At 35.2% G+C, this 15639-nt stretch carries 13 protein-coding genes; 6 read left to right on the plus strand and 7 right to left on the minus strand.

What is annotated here, in order from left to right:
- Positions 1–113: 113 nt before the first annotated feature.
- The 4 genes from JE46_RS06920 to JE46_RS06935 form a co-directional block, all read right to left on the minus strand.
- The gene (locus tag JE46_RS06920) at positions 114–542 is read right to left on the minus strand and encodes a hypothetical protein (RefSeq protein ID WP_031454534.1); all 429 of its coding nucleotides are present in this window, start codon (positions 540–542) and stop codon (positions 114–116) included.
- A gap of 114 nt (positions 543–656) precedes the next feature.
- Positions 657–1112: a ferritin-like domain-containing protein gene (locus JE46_RS06925; RefSeq protein ID WP_031454535.1), complete on the minus strand. Its 456-nt coding sequence runs from the start codon at positions 1110–1112 to the stop codon at positions 657–659.
- 333 nt (positions 1113–1445) lie between these two features.
- Positions 1446–2636: a pyridoxal phosphate-dependent aminotransferase gene (locus JE46_RS06930; protein WP_031454536.1), complete on the minus strand. Its 1191-nt coding sequence runs from the start codon at positions 2634–2636 to the stop codon at positions 1446–1448.
- Between the two features lie 68 nt (positions 2637–2704).
- Positions 2705–3802 carry a fatty acid desaturase family protein gene (locus tag JE46_RS06935; protein WP_031454537.1) on the minus strand — a complete coding sequence of 366 codons (1098 nt, stop codon included), beginning with the start codon at positions 3800–3802 and terminating at the stop codon, positions 2705–2707.
- Between the two features lie 107 nt (positions 3803–3909).
- Here JE46_RS06935 and rsmG point away from each other — a divergent pair, with 107 nt between their 5' ends.
- Positions 3910–4539, plus strand: coding sequence for a 16S rRNA (guanine(527)-N(7))-methyltransferase RsmG (rsmG, locus tag JE46_RS06940; protein ID WP_031454538.1), 630 nt, complete (start codon positions 3910–3912; stop codon positions 4537–4539).
- Between the two features lie 115 nt (positions 4540–4654).
- Here the strand turns inward: rsmG and pruA are convergent, their stop codons facing one another.
- Positions 4655–6283 carry an L-glutamate gamma-semialdehyde dehydrogenase gene (gene pruA / locus JE46_RS06945; RefSeq protein ID WP_031454539.1) on the minus strand — a complete coding sequence of 543 codons (1629 nt, stop codon included), beginning with the start codon at positions 6281–6283 and terminating at the stop codon, positions 4655–4657.
- Between the two features lie 177 nt (positions 6284–6460).
- Between pruA and JE46_RS06950 the strand changes: the two genes are divergently transcribed.
- The 5 genes from JE46_RS06950 (at position 6461) to pdeM (ending at position 13846) form a co-directional block, all read left to right on the plus strand.
- Positions 6461–7516 carry a ligase-associated DNA damage response exonuclease gene (locus JE46_RS06950; protein WP_031454540.1) on the plus strand — a complete coding sequence of 352 codons (1056 nt, stop codon included), beginning with the start codon at positions 6461–6463 and terminating at the stop codon, positions 7514–7516.
- Between the two features lie 188 nt (positions 7517–7704).
- Complete coding sequence (locus tag JE46_RS06955; RefSeq protein WP_031454541.1) at positions 7705–9306, plus strand: ATP-dependent DNA ligase; 1602 nt, start codon at positions 7705–7707, stop codon at positions 9304–9306.
- A 103-nt stretch (positions 9307–9409) separates the two neighbouring features.
- The gene (locus JE46_RS06960; protein WP_031454542.1) at positions 9410–11869 is read left to right on the plus strand and encodes a ligase-associated DNA damage response DEXH box helicase; all 2460 of its coding nucleotides are present in this window, start codon (positions 9410–9412) and stop codon (positions 11867–11869) included.
- Positions 11870–12070: 201 nt separating this feature from the next.
- Positions 12071–13129: an alpha/beta hydrolase gene (locus JE46_RS06965; RefSeq protein ID WP_031454543.1), complete on the plus strand. Its 1059-nt coding sequence runs from the start codon at positions 12071–12073 to the stop codon at positions 13127–13129.
- 81 nt (positions 13130–13210) lie between these two features.
- Complete coding sequence (pdeM, locus tag JE46_RS06970) at positions 13211–13846, plus strand: ligase-associated DNA damage response endonuclease PdeM (protein WP_031454544.1); 636 nt, start codon at positions 13211–13213, stop codon at positions 13844–13846.
- On the opposite strand, the gene apaG is transcribed toward pdeM, so the two are convergent.
- Both apaG and JE46_RS06980 read right to left on the minus strand, forming a co-directional pair.
- Positions 13843–14229 (minus strand): Co2+/Mg2+ efflux protein ApaG, encoded by a 387-nt coding sequence (gene apaG, locus JE46_RS06975; RefSeq protein WP_031454545.1) that lies wholly within the window; start codon positions 14227–14229, stop codon positions 13843–13845. The genes pdeM and apaG overlap by 4 nt on opposite strands.
- An 81-nt stretch (positions 14230–14310) precedes the next feature.
- Positions 14311–15564, minus strand: a complete 1254-nt coding sequence (locus JE46_RS06980; RefSeq protein ID WP_031454546.1) for a type IX secretion system plug protein — start codon at positions 15562–15564, stop codon at positions 14311–14313.
- Positions 15565–15639 lie beyond the last annotated feature (75 nt).

Raw genomic sequence — 15639 nt, forward strand, 5'->3', positions numbered from 1 at the left:
TTTTGTGGTATTCACGAAAAAAAGTGTGCAAAGGTCTTATAAATTATTTGAGATTGCTAATGTTAAAGGTGTTTTTTTGAAATTGTTAACTTAATATAGAAAGAGTTGATATTTTATTCCGCCTTGCTTTTGAATTTATTTCCTAAGTTTTCAAATTGTATTTGTTTATAGGATACATTTCTAATTTCGTATTTAAATCTTTTTGGGATTAATACTGCTGACATATCCATTGGATCTGTATTAATCCAATAGTAAAGAAATAAAGTGTCATTAATTACTTTTGCATCTCCATAATATTTTAGGCCTCCTGTTTCATATTTTTCAACTATGATTTCAATTCCCTTTTTTGTTTTTTTAGAGGTAATTAATTTTGCAGTTTTACTTTCATTTCTTTTTAAATAGCCGGAATCAAAAGCTTCTTCTGATGAGAATTTGATATTAATATTTTTTAATTCCTTTTTTACACAGTTGATTAATAAAAGAAAAATTATTAAAGTAAAAAAATATATCTCATGTATGATTGATTTTTTGATTGAAGTCAAAAGTATAAAAAAAATATACCTAATTTTCAATTTGAGGATGGTCTTAAAAATAAACAAAAAACTGCCTGATCCGAAGACCAGACAGTTCTCAAAAAAAAAGCATGAATCGATCGATTAATTGGCTTTCGTTTTAATTAATGACAAAGTATTTTGAATGCTGTTTAATTGTTTTGAAACAATGTTAACCTGATTGTATTCAAGATGGTTTTCTTCCAGTGCCATTTTGTATTTTTCGATGGCTGCTTCTTCACCAGTGACACATGCGTTGATTATTGCTTCGGTGTCACCCCCTGTAAAAGATGATTTGATATCAATCCAGGTGCGGTGTAAGGCTCCAAGCGGACCTCCGCCGGAAGTATCTGTTGATTTACCTAATTTATTGATTTCGTCTTGTAATTCGACAATAAATAAGGCTCTTTCGCGGGCATATTCAAGGAAATCAGTTTTCATTGCCGAATTTTCTACATGTTCGGCTGCATTAGTATAGCCCAGCTTTCCGTCTTCCAGAATTGAAATTAATCCTTCCAAAGTCTTAACTGCTTCTTTTGTAGTTTCATCTGTATGTATCATGATAAATATGATTTAAAATTTATATATAACAAAGATGGAATTTATAACATGTTCTTTTTTACAGGATTACGTTGTTATTTTATACTATTATGGAATGGGAATTTTGAAACTCAAAAATGTGTATATTAAGTATAGCAGATTCTTCTTTTAAAAATGATATTCCTCGTATACCGTTTGCGTGAGGGATAGCAGCGATATCCTTTTATGGCGGTGTTCGCCATAAAAGATATAGCGGATAGCCCGACCCTTGGGGCACGCCAATAAAAAAACAGCTCAAAGTATAAAGTGATGAAACTTTAAACCTTAAGCCGTTTTAATAAAACGATTATGTTGTTATGCAGCCAAAGCTTCTTTGATTCTGCGTAATGCTTCTTTTAAAATATCGTCGCTAGTAGCGTAAGAGAAACGAATACAGTTTGGATTTCCAAAAGCATCTCCTGTTACAGTTGCTACGTTAGCCTCAGCCAAAAGATACATCGATACATCGTTTGCATCTTTGATTTCTGTTCCTTTTAATGTTTTTCCGAAGAAAGAAGAAACGTCTGGGAATACGTAAAATGCACCTTCAGGAACGTTGATTTTTACGCCTGGAATTTCTTTTAATAATGCAACTACTAAATCTCTGCGAGTGTGGAAAGCCTGAACCATGTGGTTTAATACGCTTGGATCCGCATCTACAGCCGTAATCGTAGCTCTTTGTGCTACAGAATTTGCTCCTGAAGTTACCTGTCCCTGGATTTTTGTACACGCTTTTGCGATAAATTCCGGAGCTCCTATGTAACCAATTCTGTATCCTGTCATAGCGAATGCTTTTGCTACTCCGTTTACAGTAATTGTTTTTTCTAACATTCCCGGGATTGAACCGATGCTGCAGAAAGTTCCTGAGAAATTGATATGCTCATAAATTTCGTCAGCAACTACATATATATTTGGGTGTTTTTCTAAAACTTTAGCTAAAGCTGTTAATTCTTCTCTGCTGTAAACAGAACCTGAAGGATTACACGGAGAAGAGAACCACATCATTTTTGTTTTTGGTGTAATGGCAGCTTCTAATTGAGCAGGTGTAATTTTGAAATCAGTGTCAACAGAAGTAGGAACTTCTACAGGAACACCCCCTGAAAGTTTTACGATTTCAAAATACGAAACCCAGTATGGTGCAGGTAAAATAACCTCGTCACCATCGTTAAGCATTACTTGTGCGATGTTGTATAAAGATTGTTTTGCTCCTGTAGAAACTACGATTTGAGAAGGTTTGTAATCTAATCCGTTATCTCTTGTGAATTTTCTGGAAATAGCTTCTCTTAATTCTAAATATCCTTCTACCGGAGAATAAGTGCTATAGTTTTCGTCTACTGCTTTTTTAACCGCTTCCTTAATGAAATCAGGTGTATTAAAGTCAGGTTCCCCCAAACTTAAACTGATAATATCTTTTCCTTGTGCTTTTAGCTCACGGGCTAATGCGGCCATCGCTAAAGTTTGCGAAGTAGCTAAGTTGTTAATTCTGTCTGAAAGAATATGGTTCATTATAAAAAATTTAATTGCTCTTAATTTGCTGTGTATTTAAGAGAGGTTAATTATTAATAGATTTTTGATTATGCTAATTCGGGTTTTGTCCCAAGATCTTTTAAGTGTTTGTAATGTGCCCAAACGGCTCCCCTCATCGTTCTGAATTCATGGTAAGGCAAATTGCATTCTCTGGCTGTTTGTTTTACAATTTCAGCAATTTTTCCGTAATGGATGTGACTGATATTTGGAAAAATATGATGCTCAATCTGATGGTTTAATCCACCGGTAAACCAGTTTACAATTTTGTTTTTTGGTGCAAAATTAGCGGTAGTATATAATTGGTGAATTGCCCAGGTATTTTCGATTTCCCCTTCTTCATTCGGAACAGGATTTGTCGTTTCTTCAACAACATGTGCCAATTGAAAAACGATACTTAAAATTAATCCGGCAGTATAATGCATTACAAAAAAACCGATAACGACTTTCCACCAGATTACTCCTAAAAGCATTGGTAAAACCATCCAGATCATTACATAAATTATTTTTGTAATAACCAAAACAGTCCATAATTTGGTTGGACTTTGTGGGGTTCCATACGACAATTTTCTTTTCAGATAGTTTTTCATCTGTTTGAAATCTGTGGTTAAAGCCCAGTTAAAAGTCAATAATCCGTATAGAAAAAAAGAATAATAATGTTGGAATTTATGAAAACGATGCCACTCGGCATTTTGTGTAAAGCGAATAATTCTTCCGGCGTCAAGATCTTCATCATGCCCGTGAATATTGGTGTAAGTATGGTGCAAAACATTGTGCTGAACCTGCCAGTTGTAAACATTTCCCGCCAAAACGTATATACTGCCGCCCATAATTTTATTAATCCATGATTTTGAAGAGTAAGAACCATGATTACCATCATGCATTACGTTCATTCCAATTCCGGCCATGCCGATACCCATCAAAATATTCAATAATAACTGTGCCCAGAAAGGCATGGTATCCAGTGCTAAAATTAAAAAATAAGGTGTAAGGAAGATGGAGAAAAGAATAATCGCCTTTAAGTGCAACTTCCAGTTTCCGGTTTTTTGGATATTGTTCTCCTTGAAGTAATTGTTTACCCGTGAGTTAAGCGTTCTGAAAAACTTCAGATTATCCTGCTTTGAAAATGTCGGTGCGGTATTATTCATATTAATTTTAAATAGTTGTCAAAGGTAATTATTATAAATTTTCAATTTGCAAAATTGAGTTAAATATTTCAATCGTAAAGTAGTACTTTTGTTAAAAAATTAGCACAATGGATGAGATATTGAAATATTTTCCTGATTTGACCGACATTCAAATCGAACAGTTTCAAAAATTAGACTTTTTATATCACGACTGGAATGAAAAAATCAATGTCATTTCCAGAAAAGATATTGATGCCTTATATACCAAACATATTTTGCATTCGCTTGGAATAGCAAAAATCATGAAATTCGAACCTGGAGCAACAGTTTTGGATGTTGGAACAGGCGGAGGATTTCCGGGAATTCCATTAGCGATTCTTTTTCCGGAAACCCGTTTTTATTTGATTGATGTGATTGCCAAAAAAATAAAAGTGGTTCAGGGAGTTGTAGATGCTTTAGAATTAAAAAATGTAAAAGCAGAACAAAAACGTGCCGAATTGGTAAAAGGTGATTTCGATTTCATAGTAAGCCGTGCCGTAACCAATATGCCGGATTTTGTTTCGTGGATTCATGATAAAATCAAAAAACAGCACAAACACACGTTGAAAAATGGAATCCTGTATTTAAAAGGAGGTGATTTGACAGAAGAATTAAAAGATTTTCCAAAAGCTACTTTATATGATTTGTCCACAATTTTTGAAGATGAATTTTTTGAAACTAAAAAAGTAGTGCATTTGCCATTGAAATTTCAGGTTTAAAAAATAGTCTTAAAAGTTTAAAAGTCATAAAGTCAAAAGTAAAGGCCGAATCTTAAATTTCAAGATTCGGCCTTTTTTATATTGAAAAAGTCCTTTACGACTTTCGACTTTACGACTATTCTCCCAAGAAAGGATATCTGTAATCCTCAGGAGTTACAAAAGTTTCTTTGATCGTTCTTGGAGAAGCCCAACGCAATAAGTTCAATGCAGAACCCGCTTTGTCGTTAGTTCCTGAAGCTCTTGCACCACCGAAAGGCTGCATTCCTACAACGGCTCCGGTTGGTTTGTCGTTGATGTAGAAGTTACCTGCTGAATTTTGCAATTTCACAGTAGCCACTTCAATCGCATAACGATCCTGGCTGAAAACTGCTCCTGTCAAAGCATACTCAGAAGTAGTATCAACTAATTCTAAAGTCTCTTCCCATTTTGCATCTTCGTAAATGTAAAGCGTTACAACCGGCCCGAATAATTCGGTTTCCATGGTTGTGTATTTTGGATTTGTCGTTACAATAACCGTTGGTTCAATAAAGTACCCAACCGATTTATCGTAATTTCCTCCAACAATAATTTCAGCATCAGCATCTTTTTTAGCTTGATCGATATAACTGGCCAATTTATCAAAAGAACCTTCGTGGATAACCGCAGTAATAAAGTTTCCAAAATCTTCCGGAGAACCTATTTTCATTGATTTTACATCCGTAATCAATTGCTCTTTTACAGCTGGCCATAAACTTTGCGGAATGTAAACTCTTGAAGCAGCAGAACATTTTTGTCCCTGAAATTCAAATGCGCCACGCGTAATTCCTGTAACAACTTGTTTTACATTAGCACTTGGATGCGCAATGATAAAATCTTTACCACCAGTTTCACCAACGATTCTTGGGTAGGTTTTATAGTTGTGGATGTTGGCACCAATTTTAGCCCAGATATCTTTAAATACATGGGTTGATCCTGTAAAGTGAACACCTGCAAAATCACGGCTTGCCAGAACAGTATCCGTAATCATTAACGCATCACCAAAAACAACGTTGATAACGCCATCAGGAACTCCTGCTTCTTTAAAAACATCCAAAATAATTTTTGTAGAAAATACCTGGCTGTCACTTGGTTTCCAAACTACAACGTTACCCATCATTGCAGCACTAGCCGGAAGATTGGCAGCAATTGCCGTAAAGTTGAAAGGTGTAATCGCGTAAACAAAACCTTCAAGAGGTCTGTACTCTAAACGGTTCCAGGTTGTAGAATCCGATTTTGGCTGATCTGAGTAAATCTGCGTCATGAATTCTACGTTGTAACGTAAAAAGTCGATCAACTCACATGAAGCATCAATTTCTGCCTGATGAATATTTTTAGACTGACCAATCATAGTCGCAGCATTAATACGGGCTCTGTAAGGTCCTGCGATTAATTCAGCAGCTTTTAAGAAAATAGCCGCACGTTGTTCCCACGCCATATTTGCCCATGCTTTTCTTGATTCAAGAGCGTTGGCAATCGCTTTTTCGATATGTTGTTTTTCAGCTAAATGATATTTTCCAACAACGTGCTGGTGATCATGAGGAGCTGTTATATTTCTGGTATTTCCGGTTCTGATTTCTTCGCTTCCAATATGCAAAGGAACATCAATTTGAGAGTTCCACATTGTAGTATAAGCTGACTGAACAGCGGTTCTTTCCGGAGAGTTGGGTGCGTATCCTTTTACCGGTTCATTTACCGCTTTAGGTACATTAAAAAATCCTTTTAACATGGGATATGATATTTTAAAATTACGAATTGTTTAATTTTAGGCAAAAGTACAAAGGTTATTTTGATTATATCACAATACAATACTAAAATGTTGTAATTTAATAAACTAATGCTGTCAAGTTGTAAAACAGCTGTTTATATAAAAGTTTAAATTTGAGTGACTTCAATTTATAGGACTATGAAAATTCCACTTCTGGCTTTTAACGATAAAGGAATTTACTGCCAACAGGCTGATGTATATCTTGATCCCTGGCGGCCGGTAAAGAATGCTATTATTACACACGGTCACGCCGATCACTCTCGTTGGGGACATCAAAATTATATTACACATCATACCAATGTGCCCATAATTCGGCACCGTTTGGGTGAAATAAATGTGACGGGAAAAGAGTGGGGAGAAACTTTTGTCATCAATAATGTAAAGTTCTCGCTCCACCCAGCCGGACATATTATAGGAAGCTCACAAATTCGGGTTGAACACAAAGGCGAAGTCTGGGTTTTTACTGGCGATTACAAAACCGAAGACGATGGAATATCAGTTCCGTACGAAGTGGTAAAATGCCACACTTTCATCACGGAATGTACTTTTGGATTACCAGCTTTCAATTGGACGCCACAGGCAGAAGTCATTACGGAAATCAATAATTGGTGGGCAGAAAATAAAGCAGAGGGAAAAACGTCCATTCTTTTTGGATATTCTTTAGGCAAAGCACAACGACTTTTGAAATATTTAGATACTGATATCGGAAAAATATACACGCATGGCGCAATCGAGAATATGACGAATGTTTTACGTCCGATGGTAGATTTTCCGCCAACAACCTTAGTGACAAGAGAAACAAAAAAAGAAGAATTTGCAGGAAATATTGTTCTCGCTCCGCCAAGTGCTCACGGAAGTATCTGGATCAGAAAAATGACGCCTTTCGTTACCGGTTCAGCAAGTGGCTGGATGGCTTTTCGTGGCGCCAGACGCCGACGTGCTATTGATAAAGGTTTTGTTTTAAGCGATCATTGCGATTGGTATTCACTTTTGGAAAGCATCAAATCAACAGGAGCAGAAAGAATAATCTGCACACACGGTTATACTGATATTTTCTCCAAATATTTAAGGGAATTAGGTTACGACGCCAGAACCGAAAAAACACAATACGAAGGTGAAGCGGCAGAAATGGAAAAAGATGATAAAGAAGCAGAAATAGATGAAACGCAAACTTCGATTATTTCTGAAAATTAATAATAAAAAAAATTAACACATAGAAACATAGTTTTTCTTTGGAGTTAAAGGCATTTCATTTTTTTTAAACAAGCATAGCTATGTGTGAAAATCTAGATTTTTTAAAACCATCTTCTTTTTCAATTTTAAACCTATGTTTCTATGTGTTTAAAAATTATACGCAACGAGTTTAAAATAGTACGAAGTAAATGAAAAATTTCGCCCAACTTATAAAAACACTTGACAGTTCGAATAAAACGAACGTAAAGGTTGATGCCCTGACGACGTATTTTAAAAATGCATCGCCGGAAGATAAAGTATGGACGATTGCGATACTTTCACACCGGCGTCCGCCAAGACCTGTCAATACTACTTTGTTGCGTATTTGGGCAAATGAATTAGCAAATATTCCGTTATGGCTCTTTGAAGAAAGTTATCATATTGTAGGAGATTTGGCAGAAACTATTGCTTTGATCATTCCAACTACAAAAGAACATTCTGATAAAAGTTTAACCGAATATCTTCAGGAAATTATTGCCTTAAAAAAGAAATCAGATATTGAGAAAAAAGAATATTTACATGAAAATTGGCTGGCTCTCAATTATTATGAACGCTTTGTTTTTACCAAATTAATCACTGGAAGTTTGCGAATTGGTGTAAGCCAAAAATTAATGACCCGAGCCCTATCAAAAGCAGAAGCTGTTGATGAAGATGCTTTGGCTTATAAATTAATGGGGAATTGGAATCCGAATACGATTACGTTTCAGGAATTGATTCTGGATGAAAAAAGCAGCGATTATTTGTCGAAACCTTATCCATTTTATCTGGCTTATCCAATTGAAGGCGAAGTTGACAATTTAGGAAGTCCCGAAGATTGGTCTGTCGAACATAAATGGGATGGGATTCGTTCACAGACCATCATCCGTGAAAACGAAATCTATGTCTGGTCAAGAGGCGAGGAGCTTGTTACCGATAAATATCCGGAGTTTAAATCTTTCGTCGGAATTATTCCAAACGGAACGGTGATTGATGCTGAAATTTTAGCTTTTCCCGAAAAAGAAATCGGAACTTTTAACGATTTACAAGCCAGAATTGGACGTAAAACTATTTCTGCATCTTTATTAGAAAAAGTTCCCGTAATTTTAAAAGCCTACGATATTTTAGAATGGGAAGGTCAGGATATTCGAAATTTACCGTATTCCGAAAGAAGATTATTATTAGAACAATTATACGATTCGATAAAAGATAAAACGCCACATTTTCAATTATCAGAAAGAGTTTTGCTCCATTCCTGGGAAGATGTAACCAATGAAAGAATGCGTGCCCGCGAAATGAAAAGCGAAGGCTTGATGTTAAAAAGAAACGACTCGCCTTATCAGGTCGGAAGAAAAAAAGGCGATTGGTGGAAATGGAAAATTGAACCTTTGGTAATTGATGCTGTTTTAACCTATGCGATGCGCGGACATGGAAGACGTTCAAATCTTTTTACCGATTACACTTTTGCACTTTGGCAAAACAATGATAAAGGAGAGCGGGAATTAGTAACCTTCGCCAAAGCCTATTCCGGTTTAACGGATGCCGAATTCAGAAAAGTAGATGACTTTATCAAAAAAAATACGTTGGAACGATTTGGCCCAGTTCGAAGTGTAACGCCACAACTCGTTTTCGAAATTGGTTTTGAAGGCATTGCACTTTCCAAAAGACATAAAAGCGGTATTGCGACACGGTTTCCAAGAATTTTGAGATGGCGACAGGACAAGAAAATTGAAGATGCCAATTCAATTGAAGATTTAAAAAGTATGATTTCATAAAAGGTTCAAAGGGACAAAGTAACAGAGTTTCAAAGAAAAAAACTTTAGGAAACAGCTAAGCTTTGTCCCTCTGACCCTTTGCAACTTTGAACCTTATAAAAAAATGAACAGAGACGAACTATATACCATTGCAGAAAACTGGTTTCATACTCAGGGATGGAAAGCATTTCCATTCCAAACACAGACATGGACTGCATTTCTGCAAGGCAAAAACGGTTTACTAAATGCTCCCACCGGAAGCGGAAAAACCTATGCCTTATGGTTTCCGATAGTTCTCGATTACATGAAGAAAAATCCGAATTATAAAACGAAACATAAACCCGGATTAAAAGCCATCTGGATTACGCCTTTACGGGCACTTTCCGTTGAAATTAAACAAGCAGCCGAAAGAATTCTAAACGATCTGGATACGCAAATGACTGTTGGAATTCGTTCCGGAGACACTTCCCAAAGTGAAAGAACCAAGCAAAGTAAAAAAATGCCGGATCTGCTGGTTACCACACCGGAAAGTCTGCAATTGCTTTTGGCTTCAAAAGAATTTTTGAAAACTTTTGCTAATTGTTCAGCAATTGTAGTCGATGAATGGCATGAATTATTAGGAACAAAACGTGGCGTTCAAATGGAGTTGGCTTTATCCCGATTAAAAACCATTGCACCCAAAATGCGAATTTGGGGAATTTCTGCCACCATCGGAAATCTTGAACTGGCGCAGCAAGTATTATTAGGATTAAATTCTGAAGCCTATCAAAATTCGGTTTTGATTAAAGCCCACATCAATAAAAAAATAAAAGTACTTTCAATATTGCCCGACAAAATGGACAGTTATCCGTGGCGAGGTCATATGGGACTGCATCTAATTGATGAGGTTGCTAAAATAGTGCGGAAAAGCAAAACTACTTTAATTTTTACCAATGTACGTTCTGCCTGCGAAATGTGGTTTCAGGCAATATTGGAGAAATATCCGGAGTTTGCCGGAGATATGGCGATGCATCACGGAAGCATAAGAAGGGAAACCCGTTTGTGGGTTGAAAATGCGATTAGAAACGAAGAATTAAAAGTAGTGGTGTGTACTTCAAGCCTGGATTTGGGAGTAGATTTTGCCCCTGTTGAAACTATTATCCAGGTAGGCGGTCCAAAAGGTGTTGCACGTTTTCTGCAAAGAGCAGGACGAAGCGGTCACCAACCCGGAAAAGAAAGTGTGATTTACTTTTTGGCAACTCACGCTATAGAATTGATTGAAGCATCGGCACTAAAAAAAGCGGTTGCTAAAACCATTGTTGAAGATCGGATTCCATATTTGAACAGTTGGGATGTTTTGGTTCAATATCTCAATACGTTGGCGGTTTCTGACGGATTTTTTCCGGATGAAATTTTTGAAGAGGTGCGACAAACATTCTGTTATCAAAACATCACAAAGGAAAACTGGAACTGGATTCTGAACTTCATTACCAATGGAAGTCAGAGTTTACAGGCTTATGATGAATACAAAAAAGTAGAAATCGAAGAAGACGGACGTTTTAAAATCAATAGCCGACTGATTGCGATGCACCACAGAATGCAAATCGGAACCATTGTTGGCGACGCCTCACTGAACGTTAAGTTTTTAAGCGGTGGTTACATAGGAAATATTGAAGAATGGTTTGCTTCAAAACTCCAGCCGGGAGATGTTTTTACTTTCGCCGGAAAAAGATTGGAATTATTTCGTGTAAAAAATATGCAGGTATTGGTACGAAAAGCAGATCCCAAAAAAGAATCCCGAACCGTAAGCTGGATGGGCGGGCGAATGGCATTATCGGTGCAAATGAGTGAATTGCTTCGGGAAGAATTGTACGCTGCTAATTCTGATGATTTGACCCCGGAATTAAAAGCTTTGCAGCCTATTTTTGTAAGACAGAGAAAAGAAAGTATTGTGCCTTCTGATGATGAATTTTTAATTGAAACTTTCAAAACCAGAGAAGGTTTTCATGCTGTTTTCTACCTTTTTGAAGGCCGGTTTGTGCACGAAGCTTTAGCGAGTATTTTATCTTACAGAATTAGTTTGTTGTCTCCGATCACTTTTTCTCTTGCCTATAATGATTACGGATTTGAATTGCTTTCCGACCAGGAAATCGACATGCAGTCGGTTTTTGATAATAATTTATTTTCAACAGAATATGTGCATCACGATTTGCAAAAAAGCTTAAATTTAACTGAAATGGCGCGAAGAAAATTCAGGGATATCGCCGTAATAGCCGGATTGGTTTTTACAGGAATGCCCGGTAGACCAGTTAAAACAAAACATTTGCAGAGTGGGTCACAATTGTTGTTTGAAGTTTTCAGGGATTATGAGCCGGATAATTTATTGCTTCAACAGGCGTATTCAGAAACGTTTGAACATCAGCTGGAAGAAGGACGTTTGATTCAGGCTTTAGAAAGGGTTAATCAGCAGACCATTGTCTGGAAACAATGCAAAAAGCCTACGCCATTCAGTTTTCCAATCATTACTGATCGTTTGAGGGAAAAATTATCAAGCGAAACATTAGAAGAAAGAATCAAAAAAATGACAGCCAGTTACATGAAATAATTTTGAGAAAATATCAAAGGCTATTATTTATATCATCCTGTTGAAAGTATAATGACGATATTTTTGCAAGTAAAATTTGATAATTGTAAAGTTTAAATCGAATATGTTGTTTTTGACTGAAGAAATGTTGATAAAAACGCAAAATCAATTAAACTGTTTCATATATTCTCAGTCTTACCTTAATAATCTTAAAATATAAATATGAAACCACATTTACTATTCATTCTTATGTCTCTTTTTTTAATTAGTTCCTGCTCAAGAAATGATGATCCAGAAGGATCAGACCAGGATTCTGGTTATGTTAATGATGATTTGGCAGGGCCAATCTCAAGGCCAAAAACAGGATATGGTTCGGATGGAAATTATAGTGTTGCGAGAATTACTTTCCCAAGCCCTTTGTATAATGGAAAAAATGTTGAAATATTTTACCCAAAGGGAATAACTTCTGCAAAACCAACAATATTTTACTCACATCCGTTTGGAGGAGAAGAGAGCGCCTACAATATAGGTTTATATGAATTTATAGCAAAAAAAGGATATGTCGTTGTTTTTGCCCCTTATCCAACCGCTGGCGTTACTGTTGATGAAAGATACAATACATTATGGCAGAGTTTTAAAAAGGCTGTTACAGATTATCCAAATATAATTGACACAAAAAAAGTTGGCTTTATGGGCCATTCTTTTGGAGGGGGAGCTTCATTTGCTTTGGCTTATAAAGGATTTATAGATGAAGGCTGGGGACAAAACGGTCGTTTTATTTTTACAATGGCTCAATGGTATTCCTATCAAATTTCGCAAGCTGAACTCCAAAATTTTCCTGCAAATACTAAATTAATTAGTGAGGTTTATGATGATGATATTGTCAACGATCACAGGTTAGCAATTGATATGTTTAAAAATATCAATATTTCAAATTCTGAAAAGGATTTCATTTTAATTAAGAAATCGGTTTTGCCAACTTTTACCTATACTGCTGAGCACAATCTTCCGAATACTCAAACTTCATACGATGCTTATGACTATTATGGAATTTACAGATTACTTGACGCAATGATAGACTATAGTTTTAACGGAAACGCTGCAGCTAAAAATATTGCACTTGGAAATGGCTCAAAAGAACAAATAACAATGCCGGAGTTTAATGGACAAGCCTTATCACCATTAATAGTAACAGATAGTCCTTCACCATTATATCCTCAAAGTAAATATTCTTTTCAATGCGGATCAATTAATAATCCAAGAATTGCTAATTGTAATTAGTATTTTTACATTAAATAGCCTCCAATTCTCATGAATTGGGGGTTTTATTATTTTCCTTTTTATTTCTATCGGAGAAAAACAATGAATATTATAATAAATAATCAGAATTTTATTTTGCATCAGTCTGGTGCTGTTTTTTGGGAAGAAAAAAAGATACTTCTGATTTCTGATGTTCATTTGGGAAAAGTGACTCATTTTAGGAAACACGGAATCGGAATTCCGAAAGATGCTATTTTTCAAAACTTTAATCGTTTAAAAACAGTTTTAGAACTATTTGACTCGGGAACTATTGTTTTTTTAGGAGATTTATTTCACAGTAAAATCAATAACGAATGGGAGCTTTTTACAGAATGGATAAAAGAACATTCGCAGAAAATAATTTTAGTGGAAGGAAATCATGATATCATTTCAAAAAAGAATTATGAAGAAGTTAATATTGAAATTTATAATGAATTAATTATTGATGATTTTTTACTGACACATCATCCAACCGAAAAAGAAGGGCTTTTAAATTTTTGCGGACACATTCATCCTGCGATACAACTAAGAGGATTAGGGCGACAATCTTTAAATTTACCTTGTTTTTTTCTGAAACCAAATCAATTGATTTTTCCGGCTTTTGGGGAATTTACAGGAAATTCTTTTTTAATTCCGACAGAAAACGACAAAGTTTATGCTATTACAAAAGAAAAAGTAATAGAAGTTGCCTTAAATTAATTCAAAGCGAAAGGAGCGCACATCCTAAACGTAGGAACTATTACTTTGAATATTTTGGTTGTAGTAAAATTAATCATATTAAAATGACCTTTCATTGATCCATAAGGTGATGATAATAAACAACCTGAACTGTAAGTATGATTTTCGCCAGGTTTTAAAACAGGTTTTTTCCCAATAACACCTTCTCCGTCAACTACTTCTAAGTCATTTAGGGAATCAAAAATTTCCCAGTGGCGGGATGTTAATTGAACTGAATCCTTACTGTGATTTTCGATTGTGACCACATAACTAAAAGCAAAATGAATCTTATAGTTCTTGAAGTAAGTACCTTCAAAACTAGTTAAAACAGATATTTTTATGCCTCTTGTTATCTGAGAAACCATAACTAACGTAGTATATATGTGTGTGTTATATGTACAAACTTACGAAAAAAAATGATTCGATTAAATCCTTTTTTAGAATGTTTAGTTAATAATGTTCAATGAGTTGGCGTTTCCTTTTCCGATAACTCTTTCGTAACGGTCTGTATTTTCACGGTAATAGACTAAAATAGTGTATTCGTTTTCAGTTTGATAAAAGTTTCCGTCGATGGCATTTTCATAATCAATAACACCATTTTTGTCAGCAACTGTGTATTGAAAATTTGTAAAACCCTGTTTAATCATTACGGCTTTTTCATAAATACCTTTATCTGCATTATAATCCATTTTGTATTCTGGCGACAAACTGTAATTATTGAACATTCCGGTAATATAAATGTCTTTGTTTAACCTGAATGCAGGAGCTGAAAGGCTAAAATAGACCCAGGCGTAATCAGCTTCAATTTCCTGATTGGATCCGTTAATATTTTTGACTACAAAATTTCCATTGACATCCTGATATACCGTATAAATCTGATTACCTCTTGCTGGGCTTGTGTATAAAAATGAACTGTAAATATCACTGCTTGAATTTACTTTCGCTACATTGTTATTTGCAGCTCTGATATCTTTATTTTCAAAGTATAAAAATTCATTTCCGCCCCAAAATTGTGTTTCACTGTCGTATTTATAAATCAATTGATTACCAAGTGTATATTGAGGGGGAATATTTTTAATACTCGTATTAAAATCACCATTCTGCATTAAAAGTATTTTTATGTTTTGTAATGGCGTCTGAAAAGCAATGTCATTTGAAGTAATGGCAATATCAAGATTTTGTTTGTATTCAATGTTGTTTAAATTTCGGGTTCGTTTAACCTGAGCTGCTACGGTAGAGTGATTTTCGTATAAAATGAATTTTCTGGAGAAAATAATCTCTCTGTCTTCATTTAGGATTTTGACCATATAATTACCCGAAATTCTTAGCTGAGTAGCAAACTGATTTGGAAAAGGTAACTTATAATGCGAGTAATTCTGGAGCGTATTGAAAGAATTCGAATAATCCATAATTCTTTGATTGTCAAAACCACGAATATAATCTGTTTTTGGAATTTCAGAAGGCTTCCAGTTGTAGTCACAATGTACAATTTCGAAATAATAATTGGCTTCGTTGCCGTATAAATCATCAAATTGAAGTTCAAATGTGGAACCTAATTCAAATATTGGGACTACATTGCTGCCATTTTGTACAAATGAAACTGTTTTTATATTGTATGGCGGATTAATTTCTTTTTCCTGGGCTTTCGCCAAACTGAAAATAAAAAGAAAAATAAAGCTTGTATATGAAAATTTTAGCATCAGATTACGTTTCTAAGATTGTAAATATAACAATTTTATAGAACGAAAAAGACGCCGTTGTATTGGATTTCATTA

The sequence above is a fragment of the Flavobacterium chungangense LMG 26729 genome (assembly GCF_000735715.2).
Taxonomy (GTDB): Bacteria; Bacteroidota; Bacteroidia; order Flavobacteriales; family Flavobacteriaceae; genus Flavobacterium; species Flavobacterium chungangense.